Raw genomic sequence first — 21,965 nt, forward strand, 5'->3', positions numbered from 1 at the left:
GGACCGGACAAAATGGGTTTCAAATGCGGCATCGTTGGCTTGCCCAATGTCGGCAAGTCGACGCTTTTCAACGCGCTGACGAGGACGGCCGCCGCGCAGGCCGCCAACTACCCGTTCTGCACCATCGAACCGAACACCGGCGAGGTGGCGGTGCCCGATCCGCGCCTGCAGAAGATCGCCGCGATCGGCAAGTCGAAGGAGATCATCCCGACCCGCATCTCCTTTGTCGACATCGCCGGCCTGGTGCGCGGCGCCTCGAAGGGCGAAGGCCTGGGCAACCAGTTCCTCGCCAACATCCGCGAGGTCGATGCCATCGTGCATGTGCTGCGCTGCTTCGAGGATGACGACATCACCCATGTCGAGGGCCGCATCGACCCGGTCGCCGACGCCGAGACGGTCGAGACCGAGCTGATGCTCGCCGACCTCGAGAGCCTCGAACGCCGCATCGCGCAATTCCGCAAGCGCGCGTCCGGCAAGGACAAGGAAGCCTTGACCGTGCTGCCGATGATGGAGGCAGCGCTTGAGCTTCTGCAGGCAGGCAAGCCGACCCGCATCCTGCTCGACGGCATCTCGGCGGAAGACCTGCGCATTCTGCAAGGCTTGAACCTTCTGACCTCACATCCCGTGCTCTACGTCTGCAACGTCGCCGAGGCTGACGCGGCCACCGGCAACGAGCACACCAGGGCCGTGGAGCAGATGGCCGCCGCGCAGGGCGCACGCACCGTCGTTATTTCGGCCGCGATCGAAGCCGAGGTTGCGCAGCTCTCCGACGAGGAAGAGATGGAATTCCTGTCCTCGCTCGGCCTCGACGAGCCCGGCCTGAACAAGGTGATCCGCGCCGGCTACGAATTGTTGCAGCTCATCACCTATTTCACCGTCGGGCCGAAGGAGACGCGCGCCTGGACTGTGCACAAGGGCGCCAAGGCGCCGCAGGCCGCCGGCGTCATCCACACCGATTTCGAGCGCGGCTTCATCCGCGCCCAGACCATCGCCTACAATGATTTCGTCACGCTGGGCGGCGAAGTAGCGGCCAAGGAAGCCGGCAAGGCGCGCGACGAAGGCAAGGAGTATGTCGTCCAGGACGGCGACATCATGCTGTTCAAGTTTAATACGTGATCCTTCGGTCATCTCCGCAGGGACCACAGGCCAGAGTGTGAACAGACCAGGCCGGGTCGCATTCCCGACAGGGTAAGGCCGTGCACGGGCTGCCCTCGCTAGGCTTTTCCGCTATTGGCTCAGTGAACGCGGAAGGGGACCATATGAAAAGGACCATCCCGACCCTGATCGGTTTCTCGGCCATTCTGACCTGGTCGTTCCTCGCGCTGCTTTCGACCGCCGCGGGGCCGATCCCGCCCTTTCAATTGGCGGCAATGACGTTTCTGCTGGGAGGCTCAGTCGGGGCGGCCAGCTGGATTGTCCGCCCGTCGGCGCTCAAGTCGCTGCGGCAGCCATGGCAGGTCTGGGCAATCGGCACGGCAGGGCTGTGCATCTATCACTGCGCGTACTTTTTCGCCATCCAGTCCGCCCCGCCGGTCGAGGTGAGCCTGATTGCTTATCTCTGGCCATTGCTGATCGTCGTCTTCGCCGCTTTCCTGCCGGGAGAGCGGCTGAGGTCTCACCACATAGCCGGTGTGATGCTCGGCCTGGCGGGTGCCATCGTCGTCATCACCAAAGGCGGCAGCGTGGGCCTTGCTGACGGCGTGAAGCCGGGCCACGTCATTGCCCTGTTCTGCGCCTTCGTCTGGTCCGGTTATTCCGTCCTGTCGCGCCGTTTCGGCCAGGTGCCGACCGATGTGGTGGCGGTGTACTGCCTGATCACCGCGGCCGTCGCCTTCACTCTCCATCTCGCGCTCGAGATCACTGTCTGGCCGCAGACAATGACGCAATGGAGCGCTATCGTCATTCTAGGCGTGATACCGCTCGGCGCCGGCTTCTACGCATGGGACTATGGCTGCAAGCATGGAGACATCATGATCCTGGGCGCGCTTTCCTATGCCGCGCCGCTGTTCTCGGTGATCGTGCTGCTGCTGGCCGGATTCGGTATCTTTCACTGGTCTGTTGCGCTCGCTTGCGTCCTGATCACGGTCGGCGCGGTGATCGCTGCCAAGGACATGTTGCTGAAGGTGCAAAAACAATCTCTTACCGAGGAACCATCGCGCGCATAGGGCCAGATCTGCGACTGCGACGTGGCTACTGCCCGGCCACCGTCCTTCCGCTCACCCACACCGTGGCGATGTTGGCGCGTGCCGCGTTGAGCACGATCTTCTGGAAGACATCGTCGAGCGTGTCGTCCGCCGGGATGATGTGGATGTTCGAGGCCTTCGCCGTCGTGTCGATCAGCAGCGCGTCGAATTCATGGCCGACGCGAAAGCTGCCCGTCGGCAGGTCGAGCGCTTCGGCACCGCCGGCGGTGGCCAGCCAGAACGCCTCCTGATGCGTGATCGGCGCGCCGGGCGCGCCGCGCTGCGCTGCGTCCATGCCGGCATGGACGCCGCTCTGCAGGGTCCTCGAGGCTGACAGCGCATGCCGGCAGCCGTCGAAGAGCGACGGGCTGTAGCCGCCGGAAATGTCCGTCCCGAGCCCGACATGCATGTGCCGGTCAAGCGCGTCGCGCAGCGGAAACACCGCATTGGCGAAATAGAAGTTGGACAGCGGGCAATGCGCAACCCCAGCCCCCTTCCCCTTGATGAGGTCCATATCCCGCCCGTCGATGAAGTTCGAATGCGCCAGGATGGTGTGGCGCGTCAGCAGGCCGAAACCGTCGAGGCTCGCCGCGTCGGTGCAGCCAAAGCGCGTCTCGACGAATTGCCTTGCCCAATCGCTCTCCGAGCAATGTGTCTGCACGTGGCAGCTAAATTCCGTTGCGAGTTCGCCCAGGCCTTGCAGCGCCGCATCCGTGCAGCTTGGGATGAAGCGCGGCGTGATCACCGGCCGGACCAGCGGTCTTTCGCCGGTATCCAAGGATCTGACCGCCTCGATGAAGCGTCTGGTGTCGGAAATGGCGCTTGCCGCGTCGGCATCGCGATAGAAACACGGGCACTGCTCGGGATCGTCCATCGCCACCTTGCCGACCAAAGCGCGCTGGCCCTTTTCGAGGCATATCTCGGCAAGCGCCAAGCTGGCCTCGACATGGACGGTGGCAAAATAGAGCGCCGTGGTGGTGCCGTTGGCGAGAAGATTGTCGATCAGGTCGGCATAGACCTCGCGGGCGTAGCCGGTGTCGGCATAGCGCGCCTCGAGCGGAAACGTATATTTTTGCAGCCAGACCTCGAGCGGCACGTCCAGTGCCTTGCCCATTTGGGGCCATTGCGGCGCGTGGATGTGCAGGTCGATCAGGCCGGGCAGCAGGAACTGGCCTTCGCCGAGCTCCACTAGGCTGCCCGCCTGGCGGGCATCGGTCTTCCTCGCCGCGTATTCGGGATGGCCGGGTGCGAGAATCTCCGCGATCCGTCCCTGTGCATCGATGCTGAACAGATGGTCCTCCAGCACCTCCAGCCGGCCGCGCTCCGGCGTGTGGAAGGCGGTGCCAAGCAGCGTGAAGGCCTCTCTTGTCATGGATCGCTCCGGTTGCGCTGGCGCGTGTGGCCGTTATTGCATGGCGCGCAAGAAAACAGTTGGCAAACCTTTGCGCCGCTGTCCTTTGGCGCCGACTGATCCCATGATCGGCCGGGAAATTCCAGAGGGGACATCATGGAACGCACTGCACCGGAAATCACTTTGATTGCTCAGCCGGACGATCCGCTGCCACTGGGCAAGGCCGCCCTGCTCGGCCTCCAGCACGTGCTGGCGATGGATGTTTACATCGTGCCGTTCATCATCGCATCGGTCCTGGCCTTCAGCGCGGGCGATGCCGGCGCCTTCATCCAGTCGGCCTTCGTCGCGGCGGGCATCGCCACCCTGATCCAGTCGCAGCTTCTGATGCGCCTGCCGGTGGTGCAGGGGCCGTCCTTTGTGCCGATCGGCGCGGTGCTGGCTATCGCCTTCGGCGCCGGCGGCGGCATTGCCGGTCTTTCCGCGGTGATCGGAGCGCTCATTCCCGGCGCCATACTGGTCATGCTGCTCGGTTCGCCCACGGGAATCTTCCATCGCTTGGTAGACCGCTTTGTCCCGCCCATCGTCGGCGGCGCCATCATCATCGTCGTCGGCATCGCGCTGATGCCGGTCGCACTCCGCGAAAGCGTGTTCGCGGTCCACGGCACTGCCACCGTCGGCGGCAATATCATCCTTGCCTTTGTTGCGGCGGCGGTGCTCGTCGGCTGTATGCTGACCGGCATGGCGCTCGGCGCGAAGGGCGCCTGGCTGCGCCTGCTCTCCGTAATCATCGCACTTGTGGCCGGCTGCGTGGCCGCCGCCTCCATGAGCCAACTCAACATGGGAGCGGTCTCCGAGGCGACCTGGTTTTCGATGCCGCGCGTCGCATTCCTCAACCTCGACGTGACGTTCTCGCTCTCGGCGACGCTCACGATGCTCATCGTCTATATCGTGGTCCTCGCCGAAACCACCGGCACCTGGTTCGCGGTCGGCGCCGTCATCGACAAGCCCCTGTCGAACGAACATCTCGACAGGGGCGCCACCGGCGAAGGCCTCGGCTGCCTGGTCAGCGCACTGCTTTGCAGCACCCCGGTCACCGGCTATTCGTCGAATGCCGGCATCATCGCCATCACCGGCATCGCCAGCCGCGCCGCCTTCGCCGCGGCAGGCATCTTCCTGGTCCTGTTCGGACTGGTCGGCAAACTGTCGGCGGTCATCGCCTCGATCCCGGGCCCGGTCATCGGCGGCGTGTTCGGCGTGCTCTGCGTCGTCATCGCCATGAACGGGTTCCGCGTCGTGCGCGGCACGCCGCTGACGGAAAGGAACATGCTGGTCGTCGGCCTGCCGATCCTGATGGCCCTGTTTGCCACGCTTGCGCCGCCGGATTTCGTCAAGACGCTTCCCGATATCGTGCAGTACATTCTGGGCTCGTCCATCGCCTTCGGCGCCGTCTGGGCCATCGTGCTGCACCAGATCCTGCCGAGCGCCCGATAGGGGCATTCGCAGGCCGACCCCCGCGGGTCCGGCCTGCTCTCCACGATAAGCCCGAAGCGCGGTCGATGACCCGACCCGTCGAAGCTTTCATGCTGCCGGCTGCTCGACGAATTTTTCTGAGCGCCCTTGGTGTCGGCCCCAAGTCCGGCTTGTCTTGATTTTGTCATGCGGCAAGTCTAAGCGGCGGGCACAGGCTCGGCGCACGAAGAGCCGTGCGATCCGATGCGACGCAGCAATCCGAACGCTTTCCGGCAGGGAGATCTGGCGATGATCAAGGCTTTCGTCGTGGACAATGATCGCCTGCGTCTCACAGACGATCTCCTGGGCAATGGCGACAAGGTCGTCTGGGCCGATCTCTTCAATCCGACCAAGGACGAAGAGGCAACAATCGAGAATTGGCTCGGCATCGCCATTCCGACCCGCGAGGAGATGGAGGAGATCGAGATTTCCAGCCGCCTCTATATCGAGGACGGCGCCTACTTCATGACCGCCACCTTGCCCGCCCAGACCGACGTCGACGATCCCCTGATCTCGCCGGTCACCTTCGCGCTCGCCGGCAATAGGCTGGTCACCGTGCGCTATCACGAACCGAAAGCGTTCAAGACCTTCCCTTTGCGCGCCGAGAAGGTGGCGACCGGCTGCACCAGCGGCGACACCATCCTGATCGGCCTGCTGGAAGCGATCGTCGACCGGCTCGCCGACATCCTCGAGCGCGCCGGCCGCGACGTCGAAGCGATCTCGCGCGACATTTTCGAGGCGCGATCGACCAAGGTGTCGAAGCGCAACCGTGATTTCCAGGAACTCTTGAAGGGCATCGGCCGCAAGGAGGACATCGCTTCCTCCGTGCGCGACAGCCTGATCTCCTTGCAGCGGCTGGCCGGCTTCCTCGCCCATGTCGCGACCCAGGCCAAGATGAGCAAGGACGTCCGCGCCCGCATCAAGACCTTGTCGCGCGACGTGCTTTCTCTTGCCGACCACGCCACCTTCCTGTCGCAGAAGATCTCCTTCCTGCTCGACGCCACGCTCGGCATGATCTCGATCGAGCAGAACGCCATCATCAAGATCTTCTCGGTCGCCGCCGTCATCTTCCTGCCGCCAACGCTGGTCGCCTCGATCTACGGCATGAATTTCGACGTCATCCCCGAGCTCAAATGGGAGCTCGGCTATCCGTTCGCGATCGCCATGATGGTTCTGTCGGCGATCCTGCCCTTCTGGTATTTCCGCCGCCGCGGCTGGTTATGATCGCAACGGCCGGCCGGGCGCCCGCGGCTGGCTCACCAGAAAGGGCTTGACCAAACGCCGTCCGGCCTGCATCCGGGTTTGCCGATCCATGTGGATCGCACGTTCTGCAACCGGATTCCACGCCATGACTGGAAAGAGATGGGCCTATGAGGACTTCGTCGAAGGAGCCTCGTTCGACCTCGGCACCAAACAGGTGAGCGCGGCCGAGATCATCGAGTTCGCCAGCGAATTCGATGCCCAGCCGATGCATCTCGACGAGGAGGCCGGCAAGGCAAGCATCCTGGGCGGCCTCTCGGCCTCGGGCTGGCATACCTGCGCCATGTTCATGCGCATGCTATGCGATGCCTTCCTGCTGGACTCGACCTGCCAGGGCGCGCCCGGCGTCGATCAGGTCAAATGGAAGAAGCCGGTGCTGGCCGGCGACACGCTCAAGGGCAGCCTCGTCGTCCTGGCCAAGCGTCCTTCGAAATCGAAGCCGCAGCTCGGCTTCGTGACCATGCGCAGCGAGCTGCTCAACCAACGCGGCGAAAGCGTCTTCGAGCTCGAGAATTCCGTCATGTTCCTCACGCGCAATGCCGCAGGGAGCCTTGCATGATGCTGGACGAATTCTTCCGCGTCGGCACCACCGTCACGCTGGGCTCGCATACGTTCGAAGCCGAGGCGATCAAGGCCTTCGCCCGCAAATACGACCCCCAGGTCTTCCACGTCGATGAGGATGCCGCGAAGAAGAGCGTGCTGGGCGGGCTGTGTGCGTCCGGCTGGCATACCGCCGCCACCTGGATGAAGCTCAACCTCGAAACCCGCATGGACGCCGAGTGGACCGGCCCTGGCCCGACGCCCGAATTCGGGCCCTCGCCTGGCTTCAAGAACCTGAAATGGCTGAAGCCGGTCTATGCCGGGCAGACCGTGACCTTCACCCGCACCGCCCTTTCCCACCGCCCGATCGCCTCACGTCCGGGCTGGCGGGTGCTGACCTTGCGCTCGGAAGCCTTCGATTCGACCGGCGACAAGGTACTGGAGTTCGAGAGCGCCGTGCTGGTCAAGGTGGAGTAGGCGCCTCTTCCTTCTCCCCAGGGGGAGAAGGAAGAACTGTTCTCTCAATGCCCCTCGAACCCGATCAGCGTCCGCACCGGCACGTCGAGCGCTTCCAGCTTGGCGCGGCCGCCGAGATCCGGCAGGTCGATGACGAAGCAGGCGGCGAGGATGTCGGCGCCGATCTGGCGCAGGAGATTCACCGCCGCCTCCGCCGTGCCGCCGGTGGCGATCAGGTCGTCGACCAGAATTACTTTCTCGCCCGGCGACACGCCGTCCTTGTGCATCTCCATCTCGTCCAGCCCGTATTCCAGGCTGTAGGCGACGCGCACCGTCTCGTAAGGCAGCTTGCCCTTCTTGCGGATCGGCACGAAGCCGGCCGAGAGCTGATGGGCGACGGCGCCGCCGAGGATGAAGCCGCGCGCTTCGATGCCGGCGATCTTGTCGATCTTCTCGCCGGCATAGGGATGCACCAGCTCATCGATGGCGCGGCGGAAAGCGCGCGCGTTGCCGAGCAGCGTGGTGATGTCGCGGAACAATATGCCGGGCTTGGGATAGTCCGGGATAGTGCGGATCGCCGCCAGCAGCGTGTCTTCGAGCGAAGGTTTCATGAGGCGGCTCCGGGTGGTCCAGTTTCGGCGGAAAGGCGTGAAATGGCGCAGCGCCAAATCCTATCCCGGCGCGACCGACAACGGCTAGCGCGATGTGGCGGCCGAGACAAGCGCATCCGGCAAAAGGAGCGCATACATCCAAAGGCTTGCCTCTGCCGGCGCTGCGATCTTTCGCATCGAAGCAATGGCCATCACCGAAAACGCAAATTCCGGCGGGTCAACTGTTCGATCGAGCTGCACCCCATCAGCTTCATGCCGCGTTCGATCTCGATGCGCATCTGCTCGAGTGCGCGTTCGACGCCCGGCTGGCCCGCCGCCGCCAGCGGAAACAGATAGTAGCGTCCGACGCCGACGGCCTTGGCGCCGAGCGACAGCGCCTTCAGCACATGCGTGCCGCGCTGCACGCCGCCATCCATGATGACGTCGATCTGGTCGCCGACCGCATCGACGATCTCGGCGAGCTGGTCGAAAGCCGCGCGTGAACCATCCAGCTGCCGGCCGCCATGGTTCGACAGCACGATGCCCTTGCAGCCGATCTCGACGGCGCGCCTGGCATCCTCCACCGACATGACGCCCTTGAGGCAGAACGGTCCCGGCCAAAGCCTCACCATCTCGGCGACGTCGTCCCACGTCATCGACGGATCGAGCATTTCGGTGAAGTAGCGGCTGATCGACATCGTGCCGCCGCCCATGTCGACATGCTCGTCCAGCTGCGGCAGCTTGAACGCCTCATGCGTGAAATAGTTGATCGCCCAGGCAGGTTTCATCGCGAACTGCGCCATTCCCGCCAGGTTGAGCTTGAAGGGAATCGCAAAACCGGTGCGCTTGTCGCGCTCGCGGTTTCCCCCGGTGATGCTGTCGACGGTCAGCATCATCACTTCGACGCCGATCTCCCGTGCCCGCTGCATCATCGCCCGGTTGAGGCCGCGATCGCGATGGAAGTAGAACTGATAGACCTGCGGGCCGCTGCTGATTTTTCGGACTTCCTCGAGGCTGACCGTGCCGAGCGAGGAAACTCCGAACATGGTGCCGTATTTTGCAGCGGCCCTGGCGACCGCCCGTTCGCCGTGATGGTGGAACAGCCGCTGGAGAGCGGTCGGCGAACAGTAGAACGGCATCGCCAGCTTCTGGCCCATGACGGTCACCGACATGTCGATCTCGCTCACCCCGCGCAGCACGTTGGGAACGAGATCGCAGGTTTCGAAGCTCTCGGTGTTGCGGCGATAGGTGATCTCGTCGTCCGCCGCGCCGTCGATGTAGTTGAAGATCGGCCCCGGCAGCCGCCGCTGCGCCATGCGGCGGAAATCGGAGAAGTTGTGGCAGTCGCTGAGCCGCATCATGGAACCCCAAACGCCCTATAGGCGGCAAAGCTTTCGCCGCCGTCGGGGCGTCGAATAGCAATCGCCTGCCGCGCTGCCAACCGGCTTGTTCGACAACAAAGCGATCACCTCACGCGCCAGCCTCTTCGGCAAGCAAAAGGGCGCTTCGCGGGCGCCCTTTCTTCAATCTCCGGCCGCGCGGCTTAGTGCGCGACTGCTTCCCAAACCTTGCGCTTGGTCATGTAGACCAGTGCGCCGAACAGGAGCAGGAACACCAGCACCCGGAAGCCGGTTTTCTTACGGGCTTCCATATGCGGCTCAGCCGCCCACGCCAGGAAAGCGGCGACGTCGCGGGAGTACTGGTCGACGGTCTGCGGCGCGCCGTCGTCATAAGTCACCTGGCCGTCGGAAAGCGGCTTGGGCATCTTCAGCGACACGCCGGACATGAAGTACGGATTGTAGTGCGTGCCTTCCGGGATGACCATTCCAGCCGGAGGCGTCTGGTCGTAGCCGGTCAGCAGCGAGTGGATGTAGTCGGGGCCGCCGGCATCATACTGGGTGAAGATGTCGAAGACGAACTGCGGAAAGCCGCGCTCCACGCCGCGCGCCTTGGCCAGCAGCGACATGTCGGGCGGGGCTGCGCCGCCATTCGAGGCTGCCGCGGCTTCCTCATTGGCGAACGGCGCCGGGAAATGGTCGGACGGCTTGCCGGGACGGTCGAACATGTCGCCGGCGTCGTTGGGGCCGTCATGGATGGTGTACTCGGCCGCCAGCGTCTTGATCTGTGCGTCGGAATAGCCGAGGTCCGAAAGCGTGCGGAATGCCACCAGGTTCATCGAATGGCAGGCCGAGCAGACTTCCTTGTAGACCTTGAGGCCGCGCTGCAGCTGCGCCTTGTCGTAGGTGCCGAACGGGCCGGTGAAGCTCCAGTCCATTTCCTTCGGTTCGTTGATCGGGAAATGCGTCGGCGCCGCCGCGTTATGCGCCTCTTCGGCCGCGGTCGCCCAGGTGCCCGTGGCCCCAAGGCCGGCGGCCACAAGGCCGATCAGCGCAAGCGAGGTGAGAATCTTTTTCATGCCAAATCCCCTTAGATTCTCTACCGCTCAGCCCTTGGTCTCAGGTGCGGCCGTGGCGCCCGCCGGATGCCCGCTGCCGCTCTTGTTCTTCTCGAGCACCGCCTCGGTGATCGAGTTCGGCAGCCTGCGTGGCGTCTCGATCAGGCCGAGCACCGGCATGATGATCAGGAAGAAGGCGAAGTAGAACAGCGTCGCCATCTGCGCCATGAACACGTAGCTGCCTTCCGCCGGCTGCGAGCCCAGCCAGCCAAGCAGGATGGCATCGGCCACGAACAGCCAGAAGAACAGCTTGTACCAGGGCCGGTAGACCGCCGAGCGCACCTTGGAGGTGTCGAGCCACGGCACCAGGAACAGCATGGCGATGGCGCCGAACATGCACAGCACGCCGCCGAGCTTGGAGTTGATCGGCCCGATGTTGAAGGTGATGGCGCGCAGGATCGCGTAGAACGGCAGGAAGTACCATTCCGGAACGATGTGGGCCGGCGTCTTCAGCGGGTTGGCGACCGTGTAGTTGTCGGGGTGGCCGAGATAGTTCGGCAGGTAGAAGACGAAATAGGCGAAGAAGAACAGGAACACGATCATGCCGAACGCGTCCTTGATGGTCGCGTAAGGGGTGAAGGCGACGGTGTCGGTCTTCGACTTCACCTCGATGCCGGTCGGGTTCGACTGGCCCACGACATGCAGCGCCCAGATGTGCAGCACGACGACGCCGGCGATCATGAACGGCAGCAGGTAATGCAGCGCGAAGAAGCGATTGAGGGTCGGATTGTCGACCGCGAAACCGCCGAGCAGAAGCTGCTGGATCCAGTCGCCGACCAGTGGAATGGCGCTGAAGAAGCCGGTGATGACGGTGGCGCCCCAGAAGCTCATCTGGCCCCACGGCAGCACGTAGCCCATGAAGCCGGTCGCCATCATCAGGAGGTAGATGATGCAGCCGAGGATCCACAGCAGCTCGCGCGGCGCCTTGTAGGAGCCGTAATAGAGGCCGCGGAAGATATGGATGTAGACCGCGACGAAGAAGAACGACGCGCCGTTGGCATGCATGTAGCGCAGCAGCCAGCCGGAATTCACGTCGCGCATGATCTTTTCGACCGAATCGAAGGCGAGATTGGTGTCGGACGTGTAGTGCATGGCCAGCACGATCCCGGTCAGGATCTGCGCCACCAGCATGATCGACAGGATGCCGCCGAAGGTCCAGGCATAGTTGAGGTTGCGCGGCACCGGATAGGCGACGAAGCTGTCATAGATCAGCCGCGGCAGAGGCATGCGCGCATCGAACCAGCGCTCGATACCGGTCTTGGGCGTATAGGTCGAGTGTCCCTCGCTCATCGAAATATCCCCTGCCTCAACCGATAAGGATCTTGGTATCGGAAATGAACTTGAATACCGGCACAGCCATGTTCTCGGGCGCCGGGCCTTTGCGGATGCGCCCGGCTGTGTCGTATTGCGAACCGTGGCAAGGGCAGAACCAGCCGCCGAAATCACCTTCCTGGCCGAGCGGAATGCAGCCCAGATGCGTGCAGACCTGAACCATCACCATCCAGGCTTCCTTGCCGGGCGTGGTGCGGTTGGCGTCGGTCGCCGGCGCGTCGGCCGGCAGGTTGGCGTTGCGGGCGATCGGATCCTTGAGATCGGCGAGATTGACGGCCTCGCCGTCCTTCATCTCCTTCTCGGTGCGGTTGCGCACCACGACCGGCTTGCCGCGCCACTTGACGATCAGCGACATGCCCGGCGTCAGCGAGGAGACGTCGACCTCGACCGAGGCGAGCGCCAGCGTCGAGGCATCGGGGCGCATCTGGTCGATGAACGGCCACGCGACGGCGCCCGCGCCGACCACGGCGGCCATGCCGGTGGCGACGTAGAGAAAATCTCGACGGTTGGGATCCTGGGTGTCGGTTGCGCTCACGGGTGCCTGATCCTTTCGCCTCTTCCGTGCCGGTGGGCGAGCCTTGTTCCCCGCTCATTCACGCCAACCCGACAGCGCATGGCGAACAGGCTAGCGAATTCCTCCGGCATTTGGACTTCGGTTTATGCGTGAAGCCCGTTTTTGTCCAGACGGGTGAAGGCACAAGGGCAGATTGTCGCGGGGACGAAATCCGGCACCGCGCGACAAGGCGGCGGATGACCGTGAAACACCGCCAAACAGCTGGGAAACAGTAGCGAATCCGGGGGCCAGCTTCGCCTCGACACCTGGCTCCGGGGGGGCTATCCTGCCCCCATGGCGCATGTCATAGACCGCGAGGAATGGGCTGTTCGCCCCGACCGCTGAAAGGGCGAGTTGCAATGTGCCCCCTACGGTTCCAACTCCTGCCTGATCTTCAACTACCTGCCGGAGACCGGCGGCGGACCGCGCCTGCATTCCCATCCCTACGCCGAGATCTTCATCATCCGCCAGGGCATCGGCCTGTTCACGGTCGGCGGTGAGGAGATCGAGGCCTCCGCCGGCCAGATCGTCATCGTACCGCCCGGCACGCCGCACAAATTCACCAATCTCGGCCCCGGCCCGCTGGAAACGACCGACATCCACGAGAACGGCACTTTCATTACCCAGTGGCTGGAGTGATCCAGGCCCAGGTGGTTCCTGGAAAAGTATGAAACGGTTTCCGTCCGCAACCGCGTCAAAACAATCCAGCCCTGTCGGTCTTCCGATCGCCGCCTAGATCTATGGCATAGGCAGCCGGCAGGGTCAGGACATGCAAACCTCGAACATCGAAATCGAAGGGCTGAGCATAGCGATCCGTGAGGCGGGCCCGGCTGAAGCGCCTGCATTCCTGCTGCTGCATGGCTGGCCGCAAAGCTCCTATGCGTTCGAAGGGGTGATCGGCCGGCTGACTGCCGACTACCGGGTCGTCGCACCCGACCTGCCCTGCATCGGCGGCTCGCAAGGCATGCCTGAGGCGGGCGACAAGAGAACCCTGGCGAGGCTGATGAGAGGCGTTGCCGAGGCCTGCGGGCTGCGGCACCTCGTGGCGGCCGGTCATGATGTCGGCGGCCAGATCGTGTTCGCCCTGCTGCGCGACCATCCCGAGATCCTTTCCGGCGCGGCGATCATGGATGTCGCTGTTCCGGGTGTCGCGCCATGGGAAGAGGTCATTCGCAATCCGCGGATCTGGCACTTTGCCTTCCATGCCGTCCCGGCGCTGCCGGAAACGCTGGTGAGCGGCCACCAAAGCACCTATTTCGACTTCTTCTTCAATGTGCTTTCGAAGGATCGGACATCGATCCCGGCGCAGGCCAGGGAAATCTATGCGAGAGCCTATTCCCGGCCTGAAAGCCTCCAGGCCGGTTTCGATTGGTATCGCGCCTTCCCCGAAGATGCCAAAGCCAATGCTGCACGGCCCGCGACGCCGACAGCGATTCCGGTGCTGTATCTCAGGAGCTCGGCCGAGTCCGGCGACATCGGCGACTATGTCGAGGGCCTTAGGGCCGCCGGGCTGTCGAATGTCGAGGGCGACATCATTGCCGACAGCGGGCACTTCGTCCCCGATGAGAACCCCGAAGCGCTCGCCAGCCGCCTGGCGAGATTCCACAGGGAGATCGGCGCGGCAAGCGCCAACCCTACATGGCGCCGAGCCTGACCAGCACCGCCTTCGGGATGTTGTATTCGCGGATGACGGCATCATGCTTTCGAAGGCCGCACAGTTCGCGCTGGATGAAGTAGCCATGCACCGCCACCGCCGCCTCCTTGAGCAGCTGGGGACGCAACTGCTCGTCGCCATTGTTGCGCAGTCGGGCCAGCGTTTCTTCGACGCGTTGTCCGGCGCGGCCGAGTGCCGCCGCCTTCTCGGCAAGGACTTCATGGCCGAGCGCGTCGAAGGCGGCTTCGGCGGCAGAGGCATTGGTCAGACGGGACGGCGGACGCAGGGACATTTCAGCCTCCTTTCGCGAAAATCATCCGGTGCGTGACGAATTCTTCGCCCGCCACCGGCGCGAAGCCAAGCCGCTCATAGAAGCCGAAGGCTTCCTGCGGCGCACGGGTGTTGAGCACGGTGAAATAGTGGCGTGCCCTGTCGACAACGGTCTCAACCAGCATGCGGCCAAGGCCGGTGCGCCGATGGCGCGCGCCGACGAACAGATGCCGGACCCGGCCATGGTTCCTGCCCTCGAAATAGGGATCGATGTTCAGCCCGCACACGCCGGCGAGTTCGCCGCCGTGCCATGCTCCGAACAGTGCCTCGCCGTGTTTCAGGAACTTGTTGCGGCCGCTTGTCCAGCCGTCGCGAAGCCGCACCAGCATCCAGTAGCCTTCCCGCCGGCTCTCTTCCATCAGCCCATCGAAGGCCGGTGTCGTCGGCCGCAGCCGTTTCAGCAGATAGTCGGTCTCATGCGTCGCGCCCATGCCGCTACTCCGCCGGCCGCGTCTCTTCCAGCACGGCTTCCTCATGATAGAGGAAGCCGCCGGACTGACGCTTCCACAGCCGCGCGTAGAGCCCGTCGAGCGCCACCAGTTCATCATGCGTGCCTTGTTCGACAATGCGGCCGCCGTCGAGCACGACGAGGCGGTCAAGCGCGGCGATCGTCGACAGCCGGTGGGCGATGGCTATGACCGTCTTGCCTTCCATCAGCCGCGTCAGGTTTTCCTGGATCGCCGCCTCGATGTCGGAATCAAGTGCCGAGGTCGCCTCGTCCAATATCAGGATCGGCGCATCCTTGAGGAAGACACGCGCGATCGCCACGCGCTGGCGCTGGCCGCCCGACAGTTTGACGCCGCGCTCGCCGACATAGGCCTCGTAGCCCTGTCGGTCGCGATTGTCGCGCAAGGTCAGGATGAAATCATGCGCCTCGGCTTTCCTGGCCGCCGCGATCACCTGCGCGTCGGTGGCGTTGGGCATGCCGAGTTTGATATTGTCGCGCAGCGAACGGTGGAAAAGTGCTGTGTCCTGACTGACGACGCCGATATTGGCGCGCAGCGAATTTTGCGTCACCTGCGAGACATCCTGGCCGTCGATGGCGATCTTTCCGCCTTCGAGTTCGTACAGCCGCAGGATAAGGTTGGCGAGCGTGGTCTTGCCGGCGCCGGACGGCCCGACCAGCCCGACCTTCTCGCCCGGCCGCACCACGAGATCGATGCCGTTGAGCACGCCGAACCCCTTGCCGTAGTGGAACTCGACATTCTTCACCTCGATGCGCCCGCCGGCCACGACCAGTTCCCGGGCGTCGGGTGCGTCGACCAGACCGAGCGGCTGCGAGATCAGCGCCTTGGAATTCTCCAGCACGCCGAGATTGCGCAGGATGCTGTTGAGCTGCATCATCAGCCGGCCAAGCAGCATGTTGAGCCGCAGCACCAGCGACAGCGTGAAGGCGACCGCGCCGACGGTAATCGAGCCCTCGACCCAGAGATAGACGGCAAAGCAGCCGATCGCCGTGATCATGATGCCCGACAGCGTCGTCAGCGCCATGCGCACGCCGGTCAGCCGGCGCGTGAACGGGCGCAACGCGTCGAGATAGATGTCGAAGCCGCTCCTGATGTAGCGGTCGTCGCCATCGGCGGAGAACAGTTTCAGCGTCTGTACGTTGGAGTAGGAATCGACGATGCGGCCGGTGATCATCGACCCCGCCTCGGCGGTCGCCTCGGCATGTTTGCGGATTGCCGGCAGATAGAGCCTGGCCAGCCAGGCGAAGGCCGCGATCCAGATCACCACCAGCACTGCGAGCCTGATATCGAGCCCCGCGACCAGCGCCAGCGTCGTCACCGTATAGACGATCATGAACCAGACGACCTCGATGAAGCTTTCCATCAGGTCGCCGGTCGCTTGCCCAGCCTGCCAGACTTTTGTCGCGATGCGGCCGGCGAAATCGTTCTGGAAGAAGGAGTAGGACTGGCGCGACACGTGCCGGTGCGCCTGCCAACGCACCAGATTGTAGAAGCCAGGCGTGATCGTCTGCTCGTCGACCAGGGCCGACAGGCCGACGACGATGGTGCGGACGACCAGCACCACGACGATCATGAACACAAGTTCCGGCCCGGCGGCCGTCCACAGCGCATGCCAGCTGCGTTCGCCGGGAAGCTGGTCAAGGATGTCGACCAGCCGCCCGACAAAGTAGAACAGCCCGGCCTCGACCAGCGGCGCGATGCCGCCGATGACCAGCATGGCGAAGAAGGCGAACTTGGCCTGGCCGACATAGTGCCAGAGAAAACCGGCGACGCCGGACGGCGGCCGAAGATTCGTGGGCTCCCTGAACGGATAGACCCAGTTCTCGAACCAGCGATAGACGGCTGTCATCATGCGGCGGCGGCCATCATTCAGCGGCTTGTCCCTTTGCGCCAACGTCATTGGCAACAACGTCGCTTGCGGCACCGATCGGGCCGTCATCCAGCAGGAAACCGCCCGACTGGCGCTGCCAGAGCTGCGCGTAGAGCCCGCCCTTGGCCACCAATTCCTCGTGCGAACCTTCCTCGATGACGCGTCCCTGGTCCATCACCACAAGCCTGTCCATCGCCGCGATGGTCGACAGCCGGTGGGCGATGGCGATGACGGTCTTGCCTTGCATGAGCTTGTAGAGGTTCTCCTGGATGGCCGCTTCCGCCTCGGAATCCAGCGCCGACGTCGCCTCGTCAAGGATAAGTATGGGCGCGTCCTTCAACATAACGCGAGCGATGGCGATGCGTTGCCGCTGGCCGCCGGACAGTTTGACGCCGCGGTCGCCGACATAGGCGTCGAATCCCTTGCGGCCGCTATGGTCCGAAAGCCCGGCGATGAAGTCCAGCGCCTCGGCGCGCCGCGCAGCCTCGACAAGCATGTCGTCGCTGGCGTCGGGCCGGCCATAGAGGATGTTTTCGCGCACCGAACGATGCAGCAGCGAGGTGTCCTGCGTGACCATGCCGATCTGGGCGCGCAGCGAATCCTGTTTCACCGCTGCGATCTCCTGGCCGTCGATCAGGATACGGCCGGCTTCGAGGTCGTAGAATCGCAGCAAAAGGTTGACCAGCGTCGACTTGCCGGCGCCGGAGCGGCCGACAATGCCGACCTTCTCGCCCGGTTTCACCACCAGCGACAGGTTCTCGATGACGCCCTTCTGCTTGCCATAGTGGAAGCGGATGTCCTCGAAGCGTATCTCGCCTTTGGAGACCGTGATCTCCTTCGCACCGGGCCTGTCCTCGACAAGGCGCGGCAGCGAAATCGAGGCGATGCCGTCCTGCACCGTGCCGATATTCTCGAACAGGCCCGACATTTCCCACATGATCCACTGCGACATGCCCCACATCCGCAGAACCAGGCCGATGACCACGGCGACCGCGCCGATCGTCACCGCCTGGCCCAGCCACAGCCACAACGAGATGGCGGTAACCGAGAACAGGAGAAGCGCATTCAGGATGTAGAGCGAGCCGAACAGCACCGTCACCAGCCGCATCGACCGGTAGACCGTGTCGAGGAAGCCCATCATGCCCTCCTTGGCGAAGGAGGCCTCGCGGCGGGCATGGCTGAACAGCTTGACCGTCTGGATGTTGGAGTAGCTGTCGACAACGCGGCCGGTCATGACCGAGCGCGCATTGGCCTGTTCCTCGCCGACCTTGCCCAGCCGAGGAATGAAATAGCGCAGCAGAAGGATGTAGCCGACCATCCAGACGCCGAGCGGTGCGGCCAGCCGCCAGTCGGCCGAGCCGACGATGAGCAGCATGCCGAGGAAATAGACGATGACGTAGTTCAGGACGTCGATCACCTTGATCACGCATTCGCGCACGGCGAGTGCCGTCTGCATCAGCTTGGTGGCGATGCGGCCTGCGAATTCGTCCTGGTAGAAGCTCATCGACTGCTTGAGCAGATAGCGATGCACCTGCCAGCGGATACGCATGGGATAGTTGCCCATCAGCGTCTGCTGGTTGAGCAGCGAATGCAGCCATACCGTGCCAGGCAGCGCGAACAGCACGATAAAGGCCATGCTGGCGAGCTTCCAGCCCTCCGTCTGCAGGAAGGTTTCGCGGTTCTGCGCCGAAAGCCAGTCGACGATGCGGCCGAGGAAGCCGAACATCCACACTTCCGCGATGGCGATTGCCGCCACCAGCACCGCATCGACCAGGATATAGGGCCATGCGCCGCGCGTGTAATGCAGGCAGAAGGCAACCAGCGTCTTGGGCGGCTCGACCGGCTCCGCGCCCGGGAACGGATCGAGCCTTTTTTCAAACCAGCTAAACAACAACATAGGTCATGCTCATGAAATCTGTTTCCGCTCACGCGGCGCGTGAACGTACGAAGTCCTCGGACCGCATGGCGCCGAGGGCCGACGGTCCGGAATCATCCGGACCGTCGGCCCTGCTTCGCGCTATATAGGGGTTCGCAGGCTTTTCGCCGACAGGCTCTTTTGTTGATCCTGACGGTGCGGTGTCGACAAGGCGAATCTTCGCGCCCGGCCGGATCGCCCGGATGATACGGCGCACCAACGAGGGCCGGCTCGGGTCGGGAACCGCGCGCGAGAAATCGACATCGGGCAGCATGCCGCGATGCGGACGCCGGCGAACCTCGGCGTGGACCGCCGACGAATAGGTTTCGCCGATCAGCAGCGCCCAGGTCGGCAGCCGGTGGATATGCAGGCTCCTCGAGCCCGGTATTCTGTAGGGATCGAACATCGGTCCGTCCTCCGTGTGAAAATAGAGATAAAAAGGGTGCTCGACGTCCTGCCGCGGGATCGGCGGCTGATCAGTCGAGACGCGTTGGGGCGGGGCCATCGGCCCCTTCGGCAGCTTGAAAAACATCGCAGGATTCCTTCGAAGACCAGGGAATGGTTTCGGCGGAAATCGGTGCGGAAGCGTCTAAGAGATCAGGAGAACCGTCGTACCGAAACCGCCACCGGGCATGTAAGCCCACGGAGAGGGTGCTGGATGTGCATGGTCATCATGAATTACCCCTCCTTCGGTTCGGGTTGACAATGTACGCTGTATACCCGACTTCGCAGAAAATGGCCACCCGCAGGTCCAGCAATTTCCAAAACCGCGAAGCCGCTGTGGCCGATTTGCCACTTAATAGAAGGATGCGGAAATGAACGACCGTCTCCGCATCGCCCTCTACCAGCCTGACATCGCCGGCAACACCGGCACAATCCTGCGCTTCGCCGCCTGCCTCGGGATCGGCGTCGACATCATCGAACCGGCCGGCTTTCCGCTCTCCGATAAAGCGCTCAGGCGCGCCGGCATGGACTACCTCGAAATGGCTGCCCTGACCCGGCATGTCGACTGGCACGCCTTCGAGGAGTGGCGCAAGGCCCGCGCGCACCGGCTGGTGCTGCTGTCGACCAAGGCCGCGACCCCATACACCAGCTTCAACTTCGCCACTGGCGACATCCTTTTGTTCGGCCGTGAATCCGCAGGCGTGCCGGATCCGGTCCATGAGGCGGCGGACGCGCGGCTGACGATCCCGATGCAGGCCGGTGCGCGCAGCATCAATGTGGCGCTCTCCGCCGCCATGGTGGCCGGCGAAGCCACGCGACAACTGGGCCAGAATGCCATCCGCTGAAGCGGCGGCCACGGTCCCGCCGGCGCCCGCGACACGGCCCTCGCCCGTCATCCTCACCCAGGCGCACATCGCCATCTCCTGTCGTTTGCATGTCGATGGCTTCTTCGCTACAAGCTCAACTTAACTTGAGGTCAAGCGGAAAAGTGCGAGATGGCGCCAGCAGCGGAATTAACGGTTGGCCAAGTGGCCGCGCGCAGCGGTGTCGCGGTGTCGGCGCTGCATTTCTACGAAGCTCGCGGCCTGATCCGCAGCCACCGCACGTCAGGCAACCAGCGCCGCTACGGCCGCGACGTGCTAAGGCGCGTTGCCATCATCAAGATCGCGCAGGAGGTCGGCATTTCGCTGGCCGAGATAGCGACGGCGCTTCAATCCCTGCCCGAGGGCCGCACCCCGACGCGCGACGACTGGAGCCTGCTGTCGACCGCCTGGCGCGACGGGCTCGACCGCAAGATCGGTCAATTGAAGAAATTGCGCGACGGGCTGACCGACTGCATCGGCTGCGGCTGCATGTCGATCGACAAATGTCCGCTCCGCAACAAGGATGACCGGCTGGCCAGGGAAGGAACAGGGGCGAGAAGGCTGGTTCTTCCTTCTGCCCATTCACGGAGAGACGGTGCCTGAGCGTAGTGAAGGCGGATACGAGGGGCGGCGCCTGTATTGGGTTGTCCCCGTAAACAGGGCGAGGAAATCCTAATCCGCCGCCGGCAGGCGCCTTATGGTGAATTCGATCAAATCGCCCGGCCGTTCGAACCAGCTTTCGATCTCGGTCCAGTAAGCCTGCTTGGGGAAGCGCTCGAACCATTCCTTTGCCTTGAGGCGAGCGTCCGAACGCGGCAGGACGAAGGTTTCGCGCAAAAATCCGTCGCGCGGCATGCGCGCGCGTTCAGCCCGGCTTTGATCGAGCCTTTTCTTCAGGCCATCCAGCGGCGGTCTTGCCGGGGTGCGCACGAAGGTCTCCTTGCTCCGATCAGATCAGACTTGACCCTTTCCCCTAAGAGATTAGGGATCGCGCCGGCAAAAGACGAGTCATTTGTAGGGGCCGGCCGCCCCGAAACCGGAGACAGCACTTGGAACGACCTGAAATACCGGCTGGCTTGCCCGCCGACATCGAAGAAAAGAAGATGAAGGCACGGCTGTGGTTCGAGGCATTGCGCGAACGCATCTGCGGCGCCTTCGAGCAGATCGAGCAGGATCTCCAGGGCCCGCTCGCTTCGTGGTCGCCGGGCCGGTTCGAAAGGACGCCGTGGGAGCGTGATTCCGGCAAGGGTGGTGGCGGAACCATGTCGATGATGCACGGCCGAGTCTTCGAGAAGGTTGGCGTCCACACCTCGACGGTTTACGGCGAGTTCTCGCCCGAATTCAGGAAGCAGATGCCCGGCGCCGAGGAGGACCCGCGCTTCTGGGCATCCGGCATTTCGCTGATCGCGCACCCTTGGAACCCCAACGTTCCGGCCGTGCACATGAATACGCGCATGGTCGTCACCTCGCGCCACTGGTTCGGCGGCGGCGCCGACCTCACCCCGGTGCTCGACCGACGCCGCACACAGGACGACCCTGACACAATGGCCTTCCACCGCGCCATGCAGTTCGCCTGCGAGAAGAACGCCGGCATCGCCGACCATGCGAAATTCAAGGCCTGGTGCGACGAGTATTTCTTCCTTCCGCATCGCAACGAGCCGCGCGGCACCGGCGGCATCTTTTTCGACTGGCTGCATTCGGGCGAGGACAAAGGCGGCTGGAATGCCGATTTCAACTTCGTCCAGGATGTCGGGCGCGCTTTTCTCGTGGTCTACGGCCATCTGGTGCGGGGTAATTTTAACGAGAACTGGACCGATGGCGACCGCGACGAACAGCTCATCCGTCGCGGCCGTTACGTCGAGTTCAACCTGCTTCACGATCGCGGCACCATCTTCGGCCTGAAAACCGGCGGAAACGTCGCCTCGATCCTCTCCAGCCTGCCGCCGGAGGCTCGCTGGCCGTAAAAAGATGGTGAGCGCGCCGTGAGCCGCATTGATGTCCCATTCGCTGCGAAATGGGCACCGAATGTGGCGCGGGAGCCGTCGCAAAGTTTCTTTTTCGTCTAATAGGCATCGGAAAAGACTAGGCTATTTGTCGGGACGGGTCGGGAAGCGCCGGCGGTTCGCCTGCGCAATTCCAGGAGTGCAGAGCGGTTCTCCGTTCGGAATTGCGTCAGAACGAAGCGGATCGCGA

At 63.7% G+C, this 21,965-nt stretch carries 23 protein-coding genes; 11 read left to right on the plus strand and 12 right to left on the minus strand.

From position 1 onward, the window contains the following. Nucleotides 1-12 precede the first annotated feature (12 nt). Together ychF and FJ953_RS09965 are read left to right on the plus strand one after the other, a co-directional pair. A complete protein-coding gene (ychF, locus tag FJ953_RS09960) occupies nucleotides 13-1,116 on the plus strand; it encodes a redox-regulated ATPase YchF (RefSeq protein WP_140524909.1) in 1,104 nt (367 codons plus the stop codon). A gap of 143 nt (nucleotides 1,117-1,259) precedes the next feature. Continuing rightward, entirely contained in the window at nucleotides 1,260-2,165 is a 906-nt protein-coding gene (locus FJ953_RS09965; protein ID WP_140524960.1) for an EamA family transporter, read from the plus strand. A 25-nt stretch (nucleotides 2,166-2,190) separates the two neighbouring features. Here the strand turns inward: FJ953_RS09965 and guaD are convergent, their stop codons facing one another. Continuing rightward, nucleotides 2,191-3,555 carry a guanine deaminase gene (gene guaD / locus FJ953_RS09970; protein ID WP_140524910.1) on the minus strand — a complete coding sequence of 455 codons (1,365 nt, stop codon included), beginning with the start codon at nucleotides 3,553-3,555 and terminating at the stop codon, nucleotides 2,191-2,193. A 135-nt stretch (nucleotides 3,556-3,690) separates the two neighbouring features. On the opposite strand from guaD, the gene FJ953_RS09975 reads away from it, so the two are divergent. The 4 genes from FJ953_RS09975 to FJ953_RS09990 all read left to right on the plus strand — a co-directional run bounded on the left by FJ953_RS09975 (nucleotide 3,691) and on the right by FJ953_RS09990 (nucleotide 7,320). After that, complete coding sequence (locus FJ953_RS09975; RefSeq protein ID WP_140624152.1) at nucleotides 3,691-5,025, plus strand: solute carrier family 23 protein; 1,335 nt, start codon at nucleotides 3,691-3,693, stop codon at nucleotides 5,023-5,025. 267 nt (nucleotides 5,026-5,292) lie between these two features. Continuing rightward, entirely contained in the window at nucleotides 5,293-6,267 is a 975-nt protein-coding gene (corA, locus tag FJ953_RS09980) for a magnesium/cobalt transporter CorA (RefSeq protein ID WP_140624154.1), read from the plus strand. 124 nt (nucleotides 6,268-6,391) lie between these two features. Continuing rightward, a complete protein-coding gene (locus FJ953_RS09985) occupies nucleotides 6,392-6,862 on the plus strand; it encodes a MaoC family dehydratase (protein ID WP_140624156.1) in 471 nt (156 codons plus the stop codon). Next, nucleotides 6,859-7,320 (plus strand): MaoC family dehydratase, encoded by a 462-nt coding sequence (locus tag FJ953_RS09990; RefSeq protein ID WP_140516910.1) that lies wholly within the window; start codon nucleotides 6,859-6,861, stop codon nucleotides 7,318-7,320. The genes FJ953_RS09985 and FJ953_RS09990 overlap by 4 nt, the downstream gene beginning before the upstream one ends. Before the next feature lie 44 nt (nucleotides 7,321-7,364). Here the strand turns inward: FJ953_RS09990 and FJ953_RS09995 are convergent, their stop codons facing one another. The 5 genes from FJ953_RS09995 to petA all read right to left on the minus strand — a co-directional run bounded on the left by FJ953_RS09995 (nucleotide 7,365) and on the right by petA (nucleotide 12,211). Next, the gene (locus FJ953_RS09995; protein ID WP_140624158.1) at nucleotides 7,365-7,910 is read right to left on the minus strand and encodes an adenine phosphoribosyltransferase; all 546 of its coding nucleotides are present in this window, start codon (nucleotides 7,908-7,910) and stop codon (nucleotides 7,365-7,367) included. A gap of 191 nt (nucleotides 7,911-8,101) precedes the next feature. Further along, nucleotides 8,102-9,247 (minus strand): alpha-hydroxy acid oxidase, encoded by a 1,146-nt coding sequence (locus FJ953_RS10000; protein ID WP_140624160.1) that lies wholly within the window; start codon nucleotides 9,245-9,247, stop codon nucleotides 8,102-8,104. A gap of 185 nt (nucleotides 9,248-9,432) precedes the next feature. After that, complete coding sequence (locus tag FJ953_RS10005) at nucleotides 9,433-10,305, minus strand: cytochrome c1 (protein ID WP_140524913.1); 873 nt, start codon at nucleotides 10,303-10,305, stop codon at nucleotides 9,433-9,435. 27 nt (nucleotides 10,306-10,332) lie between these two features. Continuing rightward, nucleotides 10,333-11,634: a cytochrome b N-terminal domain-containing protein gene (locus tag FJ953_RS10010; protein WP_140624162.1), complete on the minus strand. Its 1,302-nt coding sequence runs from the start codon at nucleotides 11,632-11,634 to the stop codon at nucleotides 10,333-10,335. 16 nt (nucleotides 11,635-11,650) lie between these two features. Then, nucleotides 11,651-12,211, minus strand: coding sequence for a ubiquinol-cytochrome c reductase iron-sulfur subunit (petA, locus tag FJ953_RS10015; RefSeq protein WP_140496036.1), 561 nt, complete (start codon nucleotides 12,209-12,211; stop codon nucleotides 11,651-11,653). 372 nt (nucleotides 12,212-12,583) lie between these two features. Here petA and FJ953_RS10020 point away from each other — a divergent pair, with 372 nt between their 5' ends. Both FJ953_RS10020 and FJ953_RS10025 read left to right on the plus strand, forming a co-directional pair. After that, nucleotides 12,584-12,868, plus strand: a complete 285-nt coding sequence (locus tag FJ953_RS10020; protein WP_246674773.1) for a cupin domain-containing protein — start codon at nucleotides 12,584-12,586, stop codon at nucleotides 12,866-12,868. Between the two features lie 130 nt (nucleotides 12,869-12,998). Beyond that, nucleotides 12,999-13,883, plus strand: a complete 885-nt coding sequence (locus tag FJ953_RS10025; RefSeq protein ID WP_140624163.1) for an alpha/beta hydrolase — start codon at nucleotides 12,999-13,001, stop codon at nucleotides 13,881-13,883. On the opposite strand, the gene FJ953_RS10030 is transcribed toward FJ953_RS10025, so the two are convergent. Genes FJ953_RS10030 through FJ953_RS10050 form a run of 5 tightly spaced genes read right to left on the minus strand, consistent with a single transcriptional unit; the run spans nucleotide 13,864 to nucleotide 18,997 of the window. Continuing rightward, complete coding sequence (locus FJ953_RS10030; protein ID WP_140624165.1) at nucleotides 13,864-14,175, minus strand: DUF6665 family protein; 312 nt, start codon at nucleotides 14,173-14,175, stop codon at nucleotides 13,864-13,866. The genes FJ953_RS10025 and FJ953_RS10030 overlap by 20 nt on opposite strands. Before the next feature lies 1 nt (nucleotide 14,176). Further along, complete coding sequence (locus FJ953_RS10035; protein ID WP_140624166.1) at nucleotides 14,177-14,644, minus strand: GNAT family N-acetyltransferase; 468 nt, start codon at nucleotides 14,642-14,644, stop codon at nucleotides 14,177-14,179. Nucleotides 14,645-14,648: 4 nt separating this feature from the next. Continuing rightward, the gene (locus FJ953_RS10040; RefSeq protein ID WP_140624168.1) at nucleotides 14,649-16,532 is read right to left on the minus strand and encodes an ABC transporter ATP-binding protein; all 1,884 of its coding nucleotides are present in this window, start codon (nucleotides 16,530-16,532) and stop codon (nucleotides 14,649-14,651) included. Between the two features lie 13 nt (nucleotides 16,533-16,545). Beyond that, entirely contained in the window at nucleotides 16,546-18,447 is a 1,902-nt protein-coding gene (locus FJ953_RS10045) for an ABC transporter ATP-binding protein (RefSeq protein WP_140624170.1), read from the minus strand. 28 nt (nucleotides 18,448-18,475) lie between these two features. Beyond that, entirely contained in the window at nucleotides 18,476-18,997 is a 522-nt protein-coding gene (locus tag FJ953_RS10050; protein WP_181167235.1) for a hypothetical protein, read from the minus strand. 283 nt (nucleotides 18,998-19,280) lie between these two features. Between FJ953_RS10050 and FJ953_RS10055 the strand changes: the two genes are divergently transcribed. Together FJ953_RS10055 and soxR are read left to right on the plus strand one after the other, a co-directional pair. After that, nucleotides 19,281-19,754: a tRNA (cytidine(34)-2'-O)-methyltransferase gene (locus FJ953_RS10055; protein ID WP_140624171.1), complete on the plus strand. Its 474-nt coding sequence runs from the start codon at nucleotides 19,281-19,283 to the stop codon at nucleotides 19,752-19,754. A gap of 150 nt (nucleotides 19,755-19,904) precedes the next feature. After that, complete coding sequence (soxR, locus tag FJ953_RS10060) at nucleotides 19,905-20,375, plus strand: redox-sensitive transcriptional activator SoxR (protein ID WP_140624173.1); 471 nt, start codon at nucleotides 19,905-19,907, stop codon at nucleotides 20,373-20,375. Between the two features lie 69 nt (nucleotides 20,376-20,444). On the opposite strand, the gene FJ953_RS10065 is transcribed toward soxR, so the two are convergent. Beyond that, nucleotides 20,445-20,702, minus strand: coding sequence for a hypothetical protein (locus FJ953_RS10065; RefSeq protein ID WP_023770299.1), 258 nt, complete (start codon nucleotides 20,700-20,702; stop codon nucleotides 20,445-20,447). Between the two features lie 119 nt (nucleotides 20,703-20,821). On the opposite strand from FJ953_RS10065, the gene hemF reads away from it, so the two are divergent. Continuing rightward, on the plus strand, nucleotides 20,822-21,736 hold the full coding sequence (hemF, locus tag FJ953_RS10070) for an oxygen-dependent coproporphyrinogen oxidase (protein ID WP_140524918.1): 915 nt from the start codon (nucleotides 20,822-20,824) through the stop codon (nucleotides 21,734-21,736). The last annotated feature ends 229 nt before the right edge of the window (nucleotides 21,737-21,965 follow it).

The sequence above is a fragment of the Mesorhizobium sp. B2-3-6 genome, from assembly GCF_006442305.1.
Classification (GTDB): domain Bacteria; phylum Pseudomonadota; class Alphaproteobacteria; order Rhizobiales; family Rhizobiaceae; genus Mesorhizobium.